Annotated in this window: 17 protein-coding genes; 11 read left to right on the forward strand and 6 right to left on the reverse strand. The window is 56.9% G+C overall.

Features of this window, described 5'->3' with window-relative positions:
- Position 1 precedes the first annotated feature (1 nt).
- Entirely contained in the window at positions 2–1909 is a 1908-nt protein-coding gene (locus tag ACR0NZ_RS19180) for an ATP-grasp fold amidoligase family protein (protein WP_480521140.1), read from the forward strand.
- Between the two features lie 5 nt (positions 1910–1914).
- Here the strand turns inward: ACR0NZ_RS19180 and ACR0NZ_RS19185 are convergent, their stop codons facing one another.
- Positions 1915–2217, reverse strand: coding sequence for a DUF6476 family protein (locus tag ACR0NZ_RS19185; RefSeq protein WP_480521142.1), 303 nt, complete (start codon positions 2215–2217; stop codon positions 1915–1917).
- Here ACR0NZ_RS19185 and ACR0NZ_RS19190 point away from each other — a divergent pair.
- The 4 genes from ACR0NZ_RS19190 (at position 2216) to ACR0NZ_RS19205 (ending at position 5869) form a co-directional block, all read left to right on the forward strand.
- Positions 2216–3253 (forward strand): RluA family pseudouridine synthase, encoded by a 1038-nt coding sequence (locus ACR0NZ_RS19190; protein ID WP_480521144.1) that lies wholly within the window; start codon positions 2216–2218, stop codon positions 3251–3253. The genes ACR0NZ_RS19185 and ACR0NZ_RS19190 overlap by 2 nt on opposite strands.
- 142 nt (positions 3254–3395) lie before the next feature.
- A complete protein-coding gene (rpoH, locus tag ACR0NZ_RS19195) occupies positions 3396–4292 on the forward strand; it encodes an RNA polymerase sigma factor RpoH (RefSeq protein ID WP_480521146.1) in 897 nt (298 codons plus the stop codon).
- A 273-nt stretch (positions 4293–4565) separates the two neighbouring features.
- Positions 4566–5540 (forward strand): Gfo/Idh/MocA family protein, encoded by a 975-nt coding sequence (locus tag ACR0NZ_RS19200; RefSeq protein ID WP_480521148.1) that lies wholly within the window; start codon positions 4566–4568, stop codon positions 5538–5540.
- A 59-nt stretch (positions 5541–5599) separates the two neighbouring features.
- Positions 5600–5869, forward strand: a complete 270-nt coding sequence (locus ACR0NZ_RS19205; protein WP_480493401.1) for a DksA/TraR family C4-type zinc finger protein — start codon at positions 5600–5602, stop codon at positions 5867–5869.
- A gap of 360 nt (positions 5870–6229) precedes the next feature.
- Here the strand turns inward: ACR0NZ_RS19205 and ACR0NZ_RS19210 are convergent, their stop codons facing one another.
- The 4 genes from ACR0NZ_RS19210 to ACR0NZ_RS19225 all read right to left on the reverse strand — a co-directional run bounded on the left by ACR0NZ_RS19210 (position 6230) and on the right by ACR0NZ_RS19225 (position 8934).
- The gene (locus ACR0NZ_RS19210) at positions 6230–6415 is read right to left on the reverse strand and encodes an integrase (protein WP_480521150.1); all 186 of its coding nucleotides are present in this window, start codon (positions 6413–6415) and stop codon (positions 6230–6232) included.
- A 371-nt stretch (positions 6416–6786) separates the two neighbouring features.
- Positions 6787–7428 (reverse strand): tyrosine-type recombinase/integrase, encoded by a 642-nt coding sequence (locus ACR0NZ_RS19215; RefSeq protein WP_480521152.1) that lies wholly within the window; start codon positions 7426–7428, stop codon positions 6787–6789.
- A 263-nt stretch (positions 7429–7691) separates the two neighbouring features.
- Positions 7692–8189: a hypothetical protein gene (locus ACR0NZ_RS19220; RefSeq protein WP_480521154.1), complete on the reverse strand. Its 498-nt coding sequence runs from the start codon at positions 8187–8189 to the stop codon at positions 7692–7694.
- A complete protein-coding gene (locus ACR0NZ_RS19225; RefSeq protein WP_480521156.1) occupies positions 8182–8934 on the reverse strand; it encodes a helix-turn-helix transcriptional regulator in 753 nt (250 codons plus the stop codon). The genes ACR0NZ_RS19220 and ACR0NZ_RS19225 overlap by 8 nt, the downstream gene beginning before the upstream one ends.
- A gap of 606 nt (positions 8935–9540) precedes the next feature.
- Between ACR0NZ_RS19225 and ACR0NZ_RS19230 the strand changes: the two genes are divergently transcribed.
- From ACR0NZ_RS19230 to ACR0NZ_RS19250, 5 genes are all read left to right on the forward strand, one after another.
- On the forward strand, positions 9541–11847 hold the full coding sequence (locus ACR0NZ_RS19230; protein ID WP_480521158.1) for a hypothetical protein: 2307 nt from the start codon (positions 9541–9543) through the stop codon (positions 11845–11847).
- A 130-nt stretch (positions 11848–11977) separates the two neighbouring features.
- On the forward strand, positions 11978–13918 hold the full coding sequence (locus tag ACR0NZ_RS19235) for a type I secretion protein (RefSeq protein ID WP_480521160.1): 1941 nt from the start codon (positions 11978–11980) through the stop codon (positions 13916–13918).
- A gap of 39 nt (positions 13919–13957) precedes the next feature.
- Positions 13958–16180 carry a type I secretion system permease/ATPase gene (locus tag ACR0NZ_RS19240; protein ID WP_480521162.1) on the forward strand — a complete coding sequence of 741 codons (2223 nt, stop codon included), beginning with the start codon at positions 13958–13960 and terminating at the stop codon, positions 16178–16180.
- Between the two features lie 2 nt (positions 16181–16182).
- Positions 16183–17535, forward strand: coding sequence for an HlyD family type I secretion periplasmic adaptor subunit (locus ACR0NZ_RS19245; RefSeq protein WP_480473560.1), 1353 nt, complete (start codon positions 16183–16185; stop codon positions 17533–17535).
- A 272-nt stretch (positions 17536–17807) separates the two neighbouring features.
- Positions 17808–17993: a hypothetical protein gene (locus tag ACR0NZ_RS19250; protein WP_480521164.1), complete on the forward strand. Its 186-nt coding sequence runs from the start codon at positions 17808–17810 to the stop codon at positions 17991–17993.
- Here the strand turns inward: ACR0NZ_RS19250 and ACR0NZ_RS19255 are convergent, their stop codons facing one another.
- A complete protein-coding gene (locus tag ACR0NZ_RS19255) occupies positions 17994–18752 on the reverse strand; it encodes an alpha/beta fold hydrolase (protein ID WP_480521166.1) in 759 nt (252 codons plus the stop codon). It lies immediately after the preceding gene.
- 91 nt (positions 18753–18843) lie between these two features.
- On the opposite strand from ACR0NZ_RS19255, the gene ACR0NZ_RS19260 reads away from it, so the two are divergent.
- The gene (locus ACR0NZ_RS19260) at positions 18844–19218 is read left to right on the forward strand and encodes a hypothetical protein (RefSeq protein ID WP_480521168.1); all 375 of its coding nucleotides are present in this window, start codon (positions 18844–18846) and stop codon (positions 19216–19218) included.
- Positions 19219–19422: the final 204 nt, after the last annotated feature.

Below are 19422 nucleotides of genomic sequence, written 5' to 3' on the forward strand. Positions count from 1 at the left end.
TATGGCTGCGGAAAGCACTCTTCCTACAATCGGAATGCTCTGGCTGGAAGGTCCTCTCAGTTTTCTGGAACAGATGTGCCTTTTGTCCTTTGTTGCGAACGGACACAGGGTCGTGCTGTTCCACTATGGCGAGGTCGAAAACGTACCCGAAGGTATCGAACTGGTTTCGGCGAACGAAATTCACGAACCGCAGCAGTTCATCATGAACAACCAGTTCAAAACACCGGTCCCGCAGTCTGACATTTTCAGGCTGCAATTGATGCAAAAAACCGATTTCCTCTGGTGCGACACAGATGTCGTTGCTTTGAAGCCTGTCCCGAAAGCGGATCACGTGTTTGGTTTCTTCAATCGCACCACGATTTGCAACGCGATCATGCGGTTGCCATCCGATAGCCCTGCTTTGAAGGCATATACGGAATACAGCCTTGATCCATTCCCGATCCGCCCGTGGGTAGAAGGTGAGGAACGCGAAAAGCTGGAACGCCTGAAAAAGGCTGGTGAGTTGCCTCATGCCTCGGATCAGGCGCACAGTGTTTATGGACCAGAGGTCATGACATGGTTTTTACAGCATCATGGCGAGATAGGGCATGCCAGCCCACCTCCGATCTTTTACCCTTTGCCGTTTCGGCAAACGGGTCAGGCGAACGACATTCATGCACGGGAATTTCGCGATAAGTACCTCAAGGATGAAACGCTAGCCGTCCATCTATGGGGGCGGCGGATGCGTTGGTGGATTGCAAAGGGTGTAAAACGTTATTCATTCCTGGACCGCAGGCTGCGCAGCTTGGGGATCAGACCCACCGACGCACCACTGCCACGTGGCGGCAGAAGGGCGCCGAAGCCTGTTAGTTTCCCCGATGTGCTTCCTGACTTAACGACGACGAAAGAAGAGATCAGTGCAGCGACTGGCGGATTGATGTCCGTTGCTTTGTTATCCGAACGCGAAGAGTACCTCAAATTCGCGCAGCTCGAGTTGGACAAAATCCAAAATCTTGGTCTTTACAGAGCACAGGATCAGTCGCGCGACGGCTTTCTGCGTGGTTGGGACCACTTTGCCAACGACCCGGCGCGTCTGAATGCGCTGATGCTATCTATCTTTAAGTTTTCTGAAGCGCACCGCCGTTTGCCAGACTTGAGTGCGCCGAAGACGCTTACAGAAAAACTCCTGGTCATGAAGATGTTTGGCGAGATGCCTGAAGTGTCGCCGGCAGACAGATTGACGGCGGAGAACTATATCCCGGAACCAGCCAGGAACCTTGTTACACCGGTGAAGCGCTATTGGGTCTCATCTTCGCCTGAGTTGCCGGAAGACCTCGACCTCGAGCCGGGCAGCTATTGGCTCAAATGCAATAACGGGCAGGGGCAAAACCATAGGGTCACCTGGCCCATGAACACAGAAGACCGCAACCTGGCCCAGGAAAAGCTTGCCAATTGGAGCAATAAACCCATTCCCCACGGGTTCTGGGCGGCAGAATGGTGGTATTCCACGATCGACACGCGCTATTTCCTTGAAGAGGATCTGGCGGCTGAAGGTCAGGACATCATCGATTGGAAATTCTGGGTTGTCGCCGGAAAGGTCCAGATTGTTCAGGTCGACCGGGACCGCTCTCGGGGACATGTGCAGATGATCCACGACCGGGATTTCAACTTCATCCCGAAAGAGCTGTATTTCCGGACAAGCGATGACACCGAGCCCAAGCCAAAGGTGTTTGACGATATGGTCGCAATAGCCGAAGCCGTCGGGCAACGTGTCGAGTTTGCGCGGGTGGACCTTTATGTAATTGGCGACAAGATTTATCTGGGCGAAATCACGCTCTGCCCGTTTGGCGGAAAACGCAAGATGCGTACGCCCGAACTGGATGTGCAGATGGGTGAGGCCTGGATCGGTACCCGTCTGTTCCCGAACTGATCCGGTTACTCGACGGCGATTTCCTGACGCAGCTTTCCTGTTGTCTTGTCAAAGATCAGGACACGATTGTCGTCGGTCACGACCGCATACCAGTTGGACCCGATGGTCAGGGCCTGTGCTCGCGCACCATTGGGTAAGTCGATCTGATCCGGCAAGGTGGGTGTGCGGTCCGATAGGCGGATGACAATCAGGGCGAATGTCACTAGAACCCCGCCAATCATCACCGCGGTCAGCAGCATGACCATCCGCCGCAGCAATCGCAGCTGCGGGGTTTCCTGCGGTTCTTGGGGTTCGGAAGGGACAGTCATGGGCACCCGCCAGATTGAGTTTCAGATCGCGGCCGATCCGCCGCCTCGCCTTGATAAGGCGCTTTCGCGGGATGTGCCAGACGGTGAAAACCTGTCGCGCACGCGGTTGGCGCGCCTGATCGAGGATGGCGCAGTTCGGATCGACGGGACCCGGATGCAGGACCCAAAGGCCAAAGTGTCCGAAGGGGCGCAGGTCGTCATAACTGTGGCCGAGGCTGAAGACAGCCACATCGGTGCAGAAGACATCCCGCTTGAGGTTGTTTTCGAAGACGCAGACGTGATCGTCGTCAACAAGCCAGCAGGCATGGTGGTGCACCCCGCGCCAGGCTCGCCCGGGGGTACGCTGGTCAACGCTTTGCTACACCATTGCGGTGAGGCTTTGTCAGGTGTTGGGGGGGTGAAGCGCCCCGGTATCGTTCACCGGATCGATAAGGAAACCAGCGGTCTTCTGGTGGTCGCCAAATCAGACGCCGCACATCACGGGCTGGCCGAACAATTCGCAGCACATAGTGTCGAACGCTATTACCGCGCTGTGTGTTATGGGGTTCCGGATGCAAGTGATCCCCGTCTGCGCGGCGTCAAAGGGGTGAGCTTTGAGCCGGGCAACATCATGCGTGTAACCACCCAGCTTGCGCGGCACAAGACCGACCGTCAAAGGCAGGCGGTGTTGTTTCATGGCGGGCGTCACGCGGTGACACGCACGCGAGTAGTTGAAACATTTGGCACGCCTGCTGGTCTAGCTCTGATCGAATGCTGGCTCGAGACCGGGCGAACGCACCAGATCCGTGTTCATATGACCCATGCCGGGCATGGGCTTGTCGGGGACCCGATCTATGGTGGCAAGCGGAAACTGGCCACCAAGGCGTTTACGCCCGCCGCTGCCGAATGCGTGTACGACTTTCCCCGGCAGGCGCTTCACGCCGCCGTATTGGGGTTCGAGCACCCGGTGACGGGCGAACACCTGCGGTTTGAGGCCGAACTGCCGCAAGACATGGAGAACCTGATTGCCGCGCTTCGCGCGCCGCTGACACAATAAGCAAAGTCCTGTGAGTAAGAGTTTCTTATCTTTCCTTCATGAAAGATTAATTTCAGACTGTTAGCAGCACCTCTTGAACAGGATGGGTTCTTTACCCATATCCTATGTTAAAGACTTAAACATTTGTCGGAGGGACATCATAATGGCAAATTACGCAAATCTCCCCGCGCCGACGCCCGAGGGCGGCCTGAACCGCTATATGCAGGAGATTCGCAAGTTTCCCCTGCTTGAGCCGGAAGAAGAATATATGCTGGCCAAGCGCTGGGTCGAAGAGCAGGACACAGAAGCCGCGCATAAGATGGTGACATCGCACCTGCGGCTGGCGGCCAAGATTGCCATGGGATATCGCGGCTACGGTTTGCCGCAAGCCGAAGTAATTTCCGAAGCCAATGTGGGCCTGATGCAGGCGGTCAAACGTTTTGACCCTGAAAAAGGCTTCCGTCTGGCCACATATGCCATGTGGTGGATTCGCGCCTCGATTCAGGAATATATCCTGCGGTCGTGGTCGCTGGTTAAACTGGGCACAACCTCGGCGCAGAAAAAGCTGTTCTTTAACCTGCGCAAAGCCAAGGCGCGCATCGGCGCCCTGGAAGAGGGCGACTTGCGTCCAGAAAATGTCGCGCAAATCGCCAATGATCTGGGTGTGACCGAAGAGGAAGTGATCAGCATGAACCGCCGCATGTCCGGCGGGGACGCGTCTCTGAACGCCACGGTCGGGTCCGAAGGCGAAGGCACGATGCAATGGCAGGACTGGCTTGAGGATGAAGACGCCGACCAGGCCGGAGATTATGAGGCGCGCGATGAGCTGGAAGCGCGTCGCGAGTTGCTTGCTGCGGCGCTGGACGTGTTGAACGACCGTGAAAAGGACATCCTGACCCAGCGCCGGTTGCTGGATCAACCGGTTACGCTGGAGGACCTTAGCACGCAGTACAATGTCAGCCGCGAGCGGATCCGACAGATCGAAGTTCGCGCGTTCGAGAAACTGCAAAGGAAAATGCGGGATCTGGCACGTGAAAAAGGGATGCTGGGTGTCAGCTGACCACAATACCAGCCTGCAATAGCTGCGGGCTGGTTTTTACACTTGTGCGAAGAAACCTCCTCTTCGCGCACATGCCCGGCGCGTCCTGACAGATCATTACCTGCTGAACGCGTACGGCCGCTATCCAGACTGTGAAGCCAAAAGAATGGCCGCAGGGCCAAAGCTATGGTACGGCAAAGACGCGTTTCATTTCGATGACGGTGTGACAGGTCGATCCTGCGGACCTCGCAGGGGAACGAACCCTTTGGGGTTCGAACATCTATGGAGAGCGTTATGCAAAAACCGGTTCAGTTTGGCGTGTTGGGAGCCGCGAAATTCGCGCGGGAATACATGGCACCGGCGATACATGCCTCCAACGGGGCGCGATTGGCTGCGCTGGCGACGTCGGATGCGGTAAAGGCTGAACCTTTTTTGTCTTTCTGTCCCGACCTGAACATGTTCGACAGCTATGATGCGCTGTTGGCAGACCCCGGTATCGACGCGGTCTACATTCCACTGCCGAACCACCTTCATTTGGAGTGGAGCCTGAAAGCGCTGGATGCCGGCAAACATGTGCTCTGCGAAAAGCCGATGACAATGAAGGCGGATGAGTTTGACGCATTGATCCAAAAGCGCGACGAAAGCGGCCTGCTTGCTGCCGAGGCGTATATGATCGTGCACCACCCCCAATGGCAGTTGGCACGCAAACTGATTGCGGATGGCGCAATCGGAAATCTGGTGCATGTAACCGGGGCGTTCAGCTTCGACAATCGGGCAGATACCCAGAATATTCGAAACCGTGCTGAAACGGGCGGCGGCGGATTGCGTGACATCGGTGTTTACGTGATCGGCGGCGCCCGGTTTGCTACGGGGCAGGAACCTGTGGCGATACAGTCAGCCATCCGTTGGCAGGATGAAATCGACATCTTCACCGAAATTCGCGCGCAGTTCCCCGGTTTTACCTACTCAAGCTACGCGTCCATTCGGATGCATCCCCATCAGGAAATGGTGTTTCACGGGGAAAACGGCCTGATCCGCCTGACAACACCGTTTAATGCGCGTGTGTTTGGTGAAGCCCGGGTCGAGTTGCATCGCCCGGGGCTTGAGGTGCTGGTCACCCGGTTCCCCGGCGCAGACCATTACAAGCTTCAGGTTGAGGCCTTCTGCCGCTCGGTCCGGGAAGGGGTGGAGTATCCCTGTCCGCTGGAGTTTTCTCGGGGGACGCAAGAGATGATTGATCGTGTGTTCGCGGGTGCAGTTTCGCTGTAACTTGCCTTTTGCGCGCGGGCTCGGCTATCCTTTTGCGTACGTTTAGCAGGAGATGACCCATGGCCGGAGGCTGGGCGCGCGACGGCGCAGTAAACGAACAGATCGAAGCGTCGATTTCGGATGAGCTGGCGCGGATGCAGGCGCAAAAGCGGCCTGTAGGTGAAAGCCTGACTCATTGCGCCGAATGCGAAGAGCCGATCCCTGAAAAACGCCGCGTTGCTTTGCCGGGCGTGAAGCTGTGCCTTGAGTGCCAGCAGGAACGCGATGGCGCGTTCAAGGCACGTGGCGGCGTCAATCGGCGGGGGTCGAAGGACAGCCAGTTGAAATGATCTCAGGTGCGGCTGCTTTGAGCCCATTGCGGTCATTGCACGGACTCCAACCGTTCGCTAGCGTAGCAGGTCGATCACAGCCCGAAGGAGACATTCGATTTCGGCCTTATGTGACGGGTCAGCAGGACTAAACCGACCAACACTATCACTCTCTACCAAACATAAGAAAACTAAGCTTGAACGATGAGTAACATGCGAACACAATGTACGGGTATTTTGCGTGGATTTAGGAAATCTGATGTATCCTATTAGCAAGGGTTATGGCGAGGTTGAAGATGCAGTTGAATATATGCTTGTTTTCAGATCTTGCCCCCAGAGTACACAAAATTTGTGTCGTAAACGAACCGAGCCGCTGCCTATCTAACCGCGAAGCTGCAATATCTTGCTTTCGGTCTGGGTTACGAAATCGGCCCATTTCTTCATGAGGACGCGTCGCTTATCCAGCAGATCTGAGCGCGCATAGGACCGCTCGACCTTATTGCCGACAATATGGGCAAGAGCGGTTTCCGCGACCTCAAAGCTGGCGGCTTCGTATCCTGAATCCACATCCTGAACCACGACCGAAAGCCGTGTGTGCGACCCTCTTCATTCAGGTGGTTCAGTACCTTCGCCATGGCAACGTCACTGACGCCTTTGTTCATCCTCGGGCTTGGAAACAGGAAGTCGTTGCGGCGCAATTCGCGGCATATCTCAACCACGTTCATGGCCTCGGTCGATAGTGGGATGCGGAAATCCTGAACCTTGCCCCGTTGGCCCTTCATGCGCTCTTTTGGGACCGTCCACACATCGCCGTCAATCTCATCGAATCGAGCCCCGCGAACCGGCATCCCGCGCGCCGCCGTCAGGATCGTGAAGCGCAGAGCCAGGTAAGAGGGGTGATGTTGGTTCAGCTGCGAATAGAGGTCTGGTATCTCCTGTCATGGTGTCGCGGGCAGCGGATTTTGAGCCCGGTCCACATACCCTAGCATGTGACGGGCCGCTTCACAGACGAACGGATCTGCATCGCAGCCCATAAGTTTCGCCTGACGCAGTACCATGCGCGTCCGATACATCGCCTTGTCTGCTGTTTCGTGTTTCGTCCGCCAGATTGGTTTCAGTGCGTCGTGAATGTCACGCGCGGTCAGGGTGCTGATGCGGCGTTTTCCAATCTTCGGTATAACGTGCAACCTTAGAGGCGAGAACCAGCGCCCGCGCTCACCGTCGCCGCGCAGTCGCTCCTTACGCCCCTCAAACACGATCTGCGCCATGTCCTCAAATGTCGGGTCGTTCTGACTGCTTTCAGCTTCAAGACGCTGGCGCTCACGTTCCGCAATCGGATCTTCGCCGCGCTCCGCATAAGCGGCCCACTTCGACCGTTCTTTGCGCGCATCAGACAGGGGCATGTCTGGGAAAGATCCGATCCCCATATCCCGGCGCTTGCCGTTGATCTGGAACCGATAGAACCAGCGACCGCCGTTCTGCGATTTTTTGAGAAACAACCCGCCGCCGTCCTGTATAGTTGAACCGGGAGCAGCATTCTTTACCTGAGTTGCGGATAGTCTGTTTATGCCTCTTGCCATGCCTGCCCCACATTCTGCCCCACACTTGCGCCGCTATGCTTTGCGACATTCTGCAACAGTGTGCTACAATCCTTGGTCGCATTTTGCAGCAGTGATTGGCTAGGTCGGACAGAATGCAACATGTTGCAACGCAACATGGTGCCCACCGCCCGCACCAGGCACTTTCGAAAGGAACAATCCGCTGCCCGGGTTGCGTGTCTTCGGGACCGCAAATGCTGTGAAGCGCAGCCTACGTCGTCATGGCGTCATATTCATGACCAGGACTATACCGGATACCCCAATCCCCGGATCAGCCTCCAGATGTCCTTGTTCGCGGCTGACAACTGATTGACGACTGTCTCGATTTCGCGAAGCGCATCATCATCTACCGTGTCCGAGCGCCCCAGTCTGATATCGGTCTTACGGTCAGAAATCCGCATCAGAATTGTTTTCGGGTTTCCGCTTTCCTGATCGAATGAATAGATGCAGTGGTTATACTTGTTTCGAATGCCAGAAAGCTTGCTGAGCCGTTGCGTGCGTTCGAGGATCGGGTCACGAACCTGCGCGGGTCTTCCCTCCATCTTGGCAAGCCGTTCGACCAGATCAATACGCGCGCGGGTTGTGTTCAAGGTCAGGAAAATAATGACGGCCACGTCTTTCGACGTTCCGGAAAGGCCCGCGATCAGGTGGATCAGCAGGCTTTCGGTGTTGGTCCACATATAGTTCAGCCTGCCAACCAGAAGGATCAGGCGATCGAACCGGGCTTCGAACGTGTCAGTCAAGGGCGGATTGCTGCGCCTCGTGCGGCGCAACCTCGTAATAGAAATGTGCGGCTGCGGTGCGGTTGCTGACACCGATCTTGCCAACCACGTTGTGCATATGCAGCTTGACCGTATGTTCCGTAATTCCCAACTTGGTCGCAATCAACTTGTTGCTTTTGCCCTGCGAGACAAGTTGCAGGACCTGCTTTTCGCGACGCGTCAGCTTCAGGTACCGCGACTGCTGGTCGCCACCATATGTGGCACTTGTCACTGGTCGGTCCGGGATGTCCCGAGTGTGCTGGCCTGGAAAGGCGACGCAATCGGCAAGAAAACTGGGCAGGTACAATTCTTCATGCATCAGCAGTCTGAGGATGGCACGCCAAGCATCGGGCGCCACATTCATCGGCAGAAATCCAACTTCGCCGAACTGCGCGCGATCCCAGGATTCAAACATATGCCGGGCTGATTCTTCTTTGCGATAGGCAAAGGCAAGACAGCCGGATCCGGTACTTTTGGTATAGGCCATTGGGCGCGCCAGCAGGTCTTCAAGCATCATCTGATCAACAACAACGATCTTGCTGCAACCGGGCGCATGGCTGTTCATGGTTTCGAGGGTTTCAAACCGCCGGGCGCGAACTCCGAATTCAGTTTGAACGCTTCTTAGGGTCTGATTGGAGTAGAATAATTCTTTTCCAATAAAGACAACCGAAAAATCTTCTGAATAAAGATCCTGATTGGCAGTTTCATCTATCAATGACGCACTCATCACATTCCCTCGCAAACAGGGTCAACCAAAAATTGCTTATTTGAATTCTGGTGGTCTGAAATAGTTAACTAATCAAATAGGTAATTAACTTTTATTATACTCGAAAGCATGGTTTTCCACAACCGGGAGGAGTGCTTCCATAGCCCGTACCATAGAACTTTCGGTTAGGTTTCCGCTTGGATTTTTGTGCAACCAGCGGAAACAATTGAATTATTTTGTTGCGACTTTTTATGGGTAGGTCATGCGGGGCAGGTGTGCGCAAATTTAGGCGCGTTCTAAAAGAAAGTAATAAAAACAATGATGTAACTACCTCAAAACTTTCGACTAGCTAGGCGTGGGCGTGCGTCGCTGCGAACATGGCTGGGCTTCAATTGTCGAAGCGCCTGTCCCTGTCGCGCCGGTCATTGCGTATTTAAGCAACCTTCATGAACCGTCGCGCTTTCGGCTTAGCCGGGAAAGGAGGTGGCCATTTAGAAACTTCCACCGACCGCTTTCAGCGCGTTCAAGCGCTGCGCGGGTATTTTTGTTTCAATCTCGCCTGATGCCGCTTTTTAGATGAATGGCGGTCTGGCGTTCCAGAAATAGGAATTTGTCATGAGACGTAATGTGAATAATACAAACGTAACAACCGTCGACGAAATTAATGTCGAAAACCTGGAAGCTCCGGTAAATGTTGAAATCCCGATTGATGAGGCGTTTGTTGAAGCTGATCTGACTGCACAACAGCAGCAGCAGGACCAGAATGTCGAAAACTCCAACGATCAGGGCCAAGACCAAAATCAAGGCCAGGATCAGGGTCAGGAACAAGGCCAGGACCAAGGTCAGGATCAGGGCCAGGATCAGGATCAAGGTCAGGATCAGGACCAGACGCTCAATGCCGGAGATAACACCAACGACAATTCGAACAGCAATGCGATCAATATCGACTTTGGTGGCGGAGAGTGGATTCCGCGTGATGACGATCAGGTTGATCTGGACTTCGGAGATAACGCGTCGGTTGGCGACGTAATAACTGCAGGCCGTGATCTGAACTATGATCCTGGCGATGACATGAATGTCGATATCTCAATGGATGGTGCGGGAACCGCGATGGCGGCCGTCAACAGTCAGGTGGCCAGCCTGAGCGATGACGACACGCTGGAATCGGCGTCAGTTTCGAACAATTCCGGTTTCTATCAGAATGGTAGCGCCTATGGCGGTACCGCCAACGCTGAAGAAGGTATCGGCGTCAAGTCCAGCGGTGGAGATTCGGGCGACGGTGGTACCAGCTATGGTGGTTCGGCAGACTCGACCACGCTGGGCAGCCATGCGTTTGGTGCCGGTGGCGATACCGGCAGCGCCGACGCGGATTCGAGTGGCGGCGCAGGCGGTGATACCGGTGACGCAAATAACGCCAGCATTGGTGTCGGCCTGTCCGGCGCAGGGGCTGACGGTGACAGCACTGGCGGCGACGGCGGCGACGCTGACAGTTCGTCTTCTGCTGACAACGACGGCAGCTCAAGCGTTGACGGTGACGGAACCGGTGGTAACGGCGGAAGCGCAGATTCGTTTGGTCTGGGACTGGGCCTTGGTCTGTCTGGCTCGAATGCCTCGGGTAGCGCCGATGGCGGCGACAGCGATTCCGACTCGAGCGGCACAGGCTTTGGTCTGGCCGGCAATGACGTAGACGCCGAAGGATCAGACGGCGGTGACGGCAGCGCTTCGACGGACGGTTCGTCGTCGAATTCCAGTGACAGCACTACCGAAGCCAATGATGCGACCGCGGGCAGCAACGCTGCAGAGGGCAGCGCTGACAGTGGCGCGGACAGCTCGGCCGACGGCACTGGCGGACCTGGTACCGGCGGTGAAGGCTCGGGCGGCGAAGGGACTGGTGGTGAAGGATCCGGTGGCGACGGCACGGGCGGTGACGGTACTGGCGGTGACGGCGAAGGCGGATTTGCTGCGATGGTCGAAGCTGCAATCATGGCCCTGCAGGAAGAGCTTGGCATGATTGATGCCGAAGCGGGCGAAGGTGGTGATGGAACTGGCGGTGACGGAACCGGTGGCGACGGTTCGGGCGGCGATGGCTCTGGTGGCGATGGCTCAGGTGGTGACGGTTCGGGCGGCGATGGTTCCGGTGGAACCGCTGACGCGGATTCGGATGCGCAGGGTGTTGGCGACCAGTCCGCAAGCGGGCCTGACATCAACCAAAGCCCAGGTGACGTGAACGGTGCGTCCAGCAATTCGCAGAACACGGATGGCAGCGGTGGTAATGGCGGATCCAATTCGGCCAACGGCACAGCGGACGCAGCGGGCTCCGGTACGTCTGCAGCAGACGGTGACGGCGGAGCAGGCGGCACAACGACGCCCACATCCACGTCTTCGGGCAACGGTGCCGGATCTGCCGATGCAGCCAATACCGCCGGTGATGGCGGAGCGGCGGATGTATTCGGTGATGCCGATACAAACGGAGCCGCCGACAGCCTTGCTGAAGCAATCGCCGGATACGGTGGTTCGGGCATGTCCGATAACGATGCCACATCGACTGGGTCGGGCGATGCGACCGGTGCGGCCAGCTCGGGTGCCGGTGGTGCCGGCGGCGCGTCCGCCGCAAATGGCGGAGCCAGCGGATACTCGACCGGCACAGCCATGTCCGGTGACACCATGGGTGGAACCATCACGGGCGGCAGCGCGGCCGGTGCCTATTCAGGTGACGGTGGCGCAGGTGGCAACGGTGGCAGCTGGGGCTCGAACAACGGTGGCGATGGCATCGTGAGCGGTGAGTCCTATGCCTCGGCAGCGGCTGTTGTCGACACCTCGGCCTTTAACCAGTCGATCGTCATGGGGGCCAACGTGCTTGGCAACTCGGTCGATACGACCATGGTCGGTGGCTCGATGACCTCGTCCTACGCAAGCGACGACAACGACGCATAAGTCATAAGGCGGGGCCCGCATTATCGGGCCTTGCTGTTTTCGAAAATGCCGGGGCCGCGCGCAGTGGCCCCGGCCCAACTGAACCCAAAGCGGAAATTCTGGCCGGTGCGGGTGAAAAAGGATGACCGACATGGCCCTTGACGCAATTACGGAAACGATAGCGCATTTTGTTGGAACATTTGAACTTACGATCGAACAGGCCCGGCTGCGGGACCAGTATGACGAATTCACCGCCCTGAGGCGAAAAGCAGAAATTGACGGGCTGGACGATCCTGCTGCGATCCACATCAGGGCCGATCTTGATATCCCGGTGGGCGAATACAAACTCCTCCCATACAATTTTGCCCCACCTCAACCTAACCTGCCGCTACCAGACGCGCCGAAGGGGCCTGTACATGAATCGGTGATTATCCTTGGTGGAGATGGGCCGGTTTCCGAGCGTTTTGTCCCGGACGACACGATTGGACCGTCATCCGCTCCTACACTTGTCATTCTGCAGCCGAAAAACGTGCCGTTGGGGTCGGCGGTAAGTTACACCATGCAAAAGGTTTTCCTGCGTGACAACGATACGGTGGGCGAGGGTGAATTTCGCGACACGGATGCTCTGATCGCGAAAGGTGAGCAGATGCTGGACATGGCGTTGTCACTTCATGCCGTAGCAAGCCCGTCATTTTCACTCGCGGATTACCAGTCAATCGAGATGGTCGAGGCACTGGCCGAACAGATGTTGAACCCGATGAACGGGGATGTGGATGGCGTCACCGTGTATCAGTTCCATGGCGATGATGCCTTGGGTGTGATCGTCAATGGCGAGCACATGGCCGAAGCACCTGAATGGACCGACCTGCTGCCCGCTTTCCATCAGCCGGATGAGGCGACTGGCGATGAAGCGGAAACGCCGTGGCCTGCCGAATGGGATCAGTCCAAGGATCCCGATTTTGACGACGGGCATCTGGTGGTGACCGGTGGCAATCTGGCGATCAATGCAGTGTCTGCGACAATTGGTTGGGTGGATGCTCCGTACATTGTTGTAGGCGGACAGGCCATCAATCTGACGGTCATCAGTCAGGTCGCGCTTGTTTCCGACTGGGACGTGGGTGCCATGAATGCCGGAAGCGGTACCAACCTGGTTCAGTCTTCGGTGATCGAAGTCGAAGGCAAAGAGGCCGCCTGGCTGGACGATGCCGACGGAGCAGGCGGCCAGCCCGCATATGTTGTTGTGGACTGGGTTCACGGCGATCTGGTGGTCGCGAATTTCATCAGCCAGAGTATTGATGCCACCGATATCGATCACATTCAGACCGAAATTTCAGCCACATCCACGCTTTACGTGCTGGGCGACAACGAAATGTACAATGTCGCCGACATTGTGCAGTTGGGCAGCTATTACGATCTGATCATGATCGGCGGAAACATGATTTCAGTCGATGTGCTGATTCAGTCCATGGCCCTTATGGATGACGATATCATCAGCGGTGGAGTACCCGCGTCGATAATGGACGGTGATGAAAACCTGCTCATGAACGACGCGTCGGTCAAAACGATCGGCAAGGACATTCACCAGGATATGCAACAGAATATGGCGGACGCGCTGGCCATACAGGAAATGGACATGGAGGCGTTGGAAGACGCGCTTCTGAATGATCCGATGTTCGCCGGGATGGAACAGTTGCGCGTCCTCAAGATCGACGGCGATCTTATGCAGGTGAACATCGTCAACCAGGTCACGATGATGCTGGATCAGGATGACATTGACCTGTCGGGCCCGAATGCTGCCGGGGCCGAAGTTGTCGCGGGCAGCAATGCCATGCTGAACACTGCCCATCTGACCAAGATGGGTGTGGACTCGACAGTCATGGCAGCTGACGGGTCGTACTCCGATCTGTTGCTGCATCAGGCCAGCCTGATCGACATGCCGGACAACGACGAGATTACCGCGATGACCAATGAGGCAATTGCCGCCATCATGGGTGACATGACCGTCGCGCAACCGGATGCGGCCCTGGCACTGAATACCCCAGCTGTTGATGCAACTACACCTGACGACGGCCTGCAAACCATGCTGGCCTGATCCCCCCAAGATTTTACCGAGTGACCAAAAGGTTTCTACATGTCGTTTGTTTTTTCGTCGCACCGCCATCCTTTATCCAGCCCGCTGGACAGGCAAGGCGGGTTGGGTCTGAAGCGTCAGAATCCCGAAGCAGGGGCAGATCCTGCAAAACGGGCCACAGGTGCCAAAACCCGACTGCATCTGACGCAGGAGTTCCGAGTGCCTGAACCAGATCAAAACCGGCCGGTTGAAAACGATGTGTTGAAACAGGCCAAAGACCAGAAACACTCATGTGAACTACCGCGCGCTGAACCTCCCCATCGGTGTGCGGCGCCGCAGCCCGTGCAAGACAAGGACATTGCGGGCGGTGGTGACGGGGTGGCTGATGCTGACGGCCCGGATCATGCAACCGCAGACGAAACGACAGCGCGCAAGACCCCCTCTGCGCGCGCGTCCGGCGCGGATCACATGGGCGCAACGATCGAGGCCAAGGCAAACCAGCCACTGTTGCGGACAAAAGCCGGCGGCGGTGACGGGAACGGGCCACCCCAAACCTTTCACAAGCGCACCCCGCCCGAGGATTTCCAGCGCACATTGCGGGATTCGATCCGGGCGATCCGGCGTAACCTGGCATTTGTTCTGGTGCTGACCTGCGCCACCAATATTCTGATCCTGTCGATCCCGATCTATCTGTTTCAGATCAGTGACAGGGTTCTGACCAGCCGATCCTTGGATACGCTGATCATGTTGACGGCGATCGTCGCCGGGGCCGTGATTTTTCAGTCTGCTTTTGATGCGGTGCGGCGGTTTACGCTGATGCGAACCGGCGTCGAGGTTGCCGTTCGTTTGGGTGCACCGGTGCTTAGTGCTGCTGCGCACGCGTCGTTGCATGGAAACGGGCGCGAATATCAGACGCTCGGCGATTTGCAGCAGCTGCGCGGTTTTCTGGTCTCGGGCACTTTGATTTCGTTTCTGGACGTGCCATTTGCCCCGCTTTTTATTCTGATGATCTTTCTCGTGCACCCGCAACTGGGCCTGATCGTCGTGGTGACGGCGCTGATCCTGATGACGATTGCGCTGGTCAACCAGAAAATGACAGCCAAACCCTTTGCCGAGGCAAACAGGGCGCAATCCATGGCAAACCTGCATCTGGATTCCATGTCGCGCAACAGCCAGATTATCAACGCCTTGGCCATGATCCCCGAAGCAGTGCGGATCTGGGGGCGGGACACCGCCCAATCCCTAACCTGGCAGGTACGCGCGCAGGATCGAAACGTGATCTTCGCGGCGATTTCACGCGCAGTTCGCCTGCTGACACAGATTGGCATTCTCGGATGGGGCGCATTTCTGGCACTGCAGGGAGAGATTACCGGCGGCATGGTGATTGCGGCCTCGATCATTGCCGGGCGCGCCTTTGCGCCCATCGAAGGTTCGATTGAAGGGTGGAACAGTTACCTTCTGACGCGCGCGGCCTATGGGCGGATCAAGGCGCTGCTGTCAACCTCGGCTCTGCAACACGAGAAATTGCGCCTGCCGCGACCGGAAGGCCGGTTGGATGTAGAGCGGTTGCTTTATGTCCCCGGCGGAACCAAACGTGTGGTTCTGAACGGGATTACTTTCTCACTCACCCCCGGCGAAACACTGGCGATTATCGGCAATTCCGGTGCGGGCAAAACCACCTTGGGCAAAACCCTTGTCGGGTCCGTTCTGCCCACGTCGGGAAGTGTGCGGCTGGACCTGATGGATATCCGCAACTGGGACCCACGCCAGTTTGGCGAAAGCATTGGTTATCTGCCACAGGATGTGCAGTTGTTCCCCGGAACCATCAAGGACAATATCGGCCGGATGCGGGCCGACGCCACGGACGAACAGATCCACGATGCCGCTGTTCTGGCTGATGTACACAACATGATCGCAACCCTGCCGCAGGGGTATGAGACCGTAGTGGCCGCTGATGGATCGCCTTTATCGGGCGGACAGAAACAACGCATTGCGCTGGCGCGGGCGTTTTTTGGAAACCCGCGAATGGTGGTATTGGACGAGCCGAACTCGAACCTTGACGTCGCCGGGGACAAAGCCTTGGGGCGCGCCATTGAACAGGCGCGTGAAAGCAAGATCACCGTGGTCGTCATTACGCAGAAACCGACGCTGCTGAACGTGGTCGACAAGATCATGTTGCTGACCGATGGGCGCGTCGCATTGTTTGGGCAGCGGGAGCAGGTTCTTAAGCAGATCAACGGGCCGCGCAAACGGACTGGAATTGAAGGGCAACAGGGGGGCTGACCATGAATGACCTCGTACCCGTAAGGCACTCTGCCGGTGAACCAGACGTCTGGTATGCGGAAGTTCCGCGCTCGATCAACCGTTTTATTGTCATCGGTACTATTATGCTGGTCGTCTGTTTCGGCGGTTTTGGCGTATGGTCTTTCAGCGCCCCGCTGGCGGCGGCGGTCATTGCGCAGGGCAGTTTTGTCGCCACTGGACGCAACAAGATCGTCCAGCACCTTGAGGGCGGGATCATCGAAGACATCAAGGTTGTTGAGGGGCAATCGGTTCAGGCAGGTCAGGTGCTGATGACGCTGGATCAGACCTCGGCCCAGGCCAATGAGCGCGAGCTGTTCATCCGCAAACTGCGCTTGCAGGCGATGACCGAGCGGTTGCTGGCGGAATATGGGGAACGGGATCGTCTGGTCTTTACACCAGATCTGGTCGAGGCCTCCAAAGACGTGGAAGTCATGGCCATTCTCGACGGTCAAATGCTCAGCTTTGATGTGTCGCGCAAGACCTTGCTGAATGATGTGGCGCTATTGGAACGCAACATGGAAGCGTTGAAGATTCGGGCAAGTGGCTTTGAGGCTCAATTGGACAGCATGGCCACACGTGCCGAAATCTTGCAGGAGGAATACGAGTCCAAGAACCAGCTTTTCCAGAAAGGGCTGGTTCGAAAGGGCGAATTGAACACGATCCGGCGTGTGCAGGCCGAAGCCGAGGGACAGCAGGCCCGGTTGCGGGCGGAGGCCGCTGAAATCAATCAGATGCTTTTAAAGTACCAGGAACAGATTACACGCACCCGATCCGCCTATCGCGAGGCAGCACTGGATGAATTGGGCGTGGTCGAGGCTGATCTGGAAAGCGTGCGCGAAAAATCCCGTCAGGCCCGCAATGTTCTGGACCGGGCCGTGGTGCGGGCCCCTGTGACCGGGACAGTGGTTCGCCTGCATTATCATACGCCAGGTGGCGTAATCGAAACGGGCGAACCCATTGCCGAAATCCTGCCTGCCGACGCGCCGTTGATTATTGAGGCGCAAATCCCGCGCACCGAGATTGACAGTGTGGTAACCGGGCAGACCGCCTCTGTCCGCCTGATCGCGCTCAATCAGCGCACAACGCCGGTTCTGTACGGAGAAGTTTTTTATGTTTCAGCCGACGCGCTGCTTGAAGAGGCAGCTGGCGTTCCAAAAGAGGTGTATCTGGCGCGCATCTCACTTACCCCGGACGAACTACATCGGGTGAGCGGCTTTGTTCCGACCCCCGGCATGCCTGCGGAAATTATGATCCAAACCGAAGAACGAACTTTTGCAGCTTATATCGCCAAACCTGTGTCGGACAGCATGTCGCGCGCGTTTCGCGAGCAATAACCTAGGTGCCTAAGGCCGTTGGTTCACCTACCTCAAGTCGCGTGCCAATCCTTTTGGGAAAAACGTGAATGGGAGCGTGTGTGCCTTTGACGGCGCAAGACTTGGGTTTTCACGCGCTCCACATCCTTGGCGGGCTGGCGGATCGGGTCAGCGGTGGTTACGAAATCACAGGTTCATGAAGCGCCAGATATCCGCATCTGATGCAAATCAATGCAAAACACATTCGAATCGAGACATGTTTGGCCGGAAGTCACCATAAGGAACACCCGACCATGTTTCGCCTTGCCGCCATGCTTTATTCACTGATCGCCACTGCCATTTCAGGTTCTGCCGTAATCGCCGTGCTTTCTGCTGGATTGGTCTCTGTCAGCGCAATTGTCGGCGCAGCAATTGCCGGGGCTGTGATCGCTGCTCCGGTGTCTTGGATTGTGGCCCGGCGGTTGTACAGGGGCGCCTGATCAGGCGTTCAGGAATGTCCGGACTGCCGCTTCGAACTCACGTGGTTTTTCGGCGTGCAGCCAATGCCCGGCTCCGGGTATTTTGGCAAAACGCGCGCCGGAAAACAGAGAGCGGATTGCAGGGCGGTGTTCCGGCAGGACATAATCCGATGCCGCGCCCGACAGAAACAGGGCGGGGCCATCCCATGTGGCGTCCAACTTGGGGAAGCCCATGATCTTTGGCATCTCAGCTGCCAGAACATCCAGATTAAGCAGCCATCGTTTTCCCTTGATATCCAGCGATTGGGTGAAAAAGCTTTGCAACGCTTTCTCAACACCTTGTTCGGCCAGTTGCATCTCCGCGTCCGACCGGCGGGCGATGCGCGAAAAATCAACAGCCCGCATGGCGTCGATGAACTGGATTTGGCTGTGCGAGTATTGAACCGGCGCAATGTCGGCGACCACCAGCTTGTTCACCAACCCATTGTGCCGCAGAGCCAGCGTCATAGCAGCCTTTCCACCCATGGAATGCCCAAGAACATCCGCCACGCCGCCGATCTGTTCTATGACTTCGGCGATATCCTGTGCCAGATGGGGATAATCATGGCTCGGGTCCCACATGCTGTAGGCATGGTTGCGCATGTCCACCGCCACAACCTGCCGTTCGTCTGAAAGCCTTTTGGCAATGACGCCCCAGTTCCGAGCAGATCCGTAAAGGCCGTGTGCTATGACCAGCGGGGGGCGGGCGGTGGGTTCGCCATGTACAATCGTGTTCAGCATAGCTTGCGTGATACAAGCGCCTACAGCGGATCACCAGCCCCATTGTAGGTCTTTGTGGCGCAGGCTAGATTGCTGCGGCAGGAGAGAGCCCATGCCGCAGGACACAGACATTCAGACCCGGATCGCTGAGACAGTGGCGTTGCTGCGTGCCAAGCTTGGCGTGCGTGACAAGACGCTAGAGGCATCCATTCGAAAGGCAAAACGACGTCTGCCGCGCCGGGTGTACCGGCAGGCCATGGTGCTTGCCCGGTCCGAGGCGATGGCATCGCACCCAAAGATGCGGTTGATTCTGGATACCCCAAAGCTCGTCAGGGCGTCGGATGTGGTGCAGGACCATCTGGGAAGCATCAATCTTGCGGATCGCAGGTGGGGCTGGTTCCTTGGATTGCTGGGGGGGCTGGCTTTCAACCTGTTGGCTCTGACAGCGCTGCTGCTTGTCTTTCTGTGGTGGCGCGATTTGATCTGACCTTTAGAAGGCAGCCAAGCTGACGCTTGACCTGATCTTCTTTTGTCGGAGCGGTCGCTCAAACAACAAAAAACGGCGCCTCAAGAGCGCCGTTTTCTTTACTTTTTAAACGTTTACAGGTTCGGGTAGATGGGGAAGCGGTTGCAGAGATCTGCGACCTGGGCGCGGACGCGGGCTTCGACTTCGGAGTTGCCGTCTTCGCCG

The organism is Ruegeria sp. AE3 (assembly GCF_056542225.1).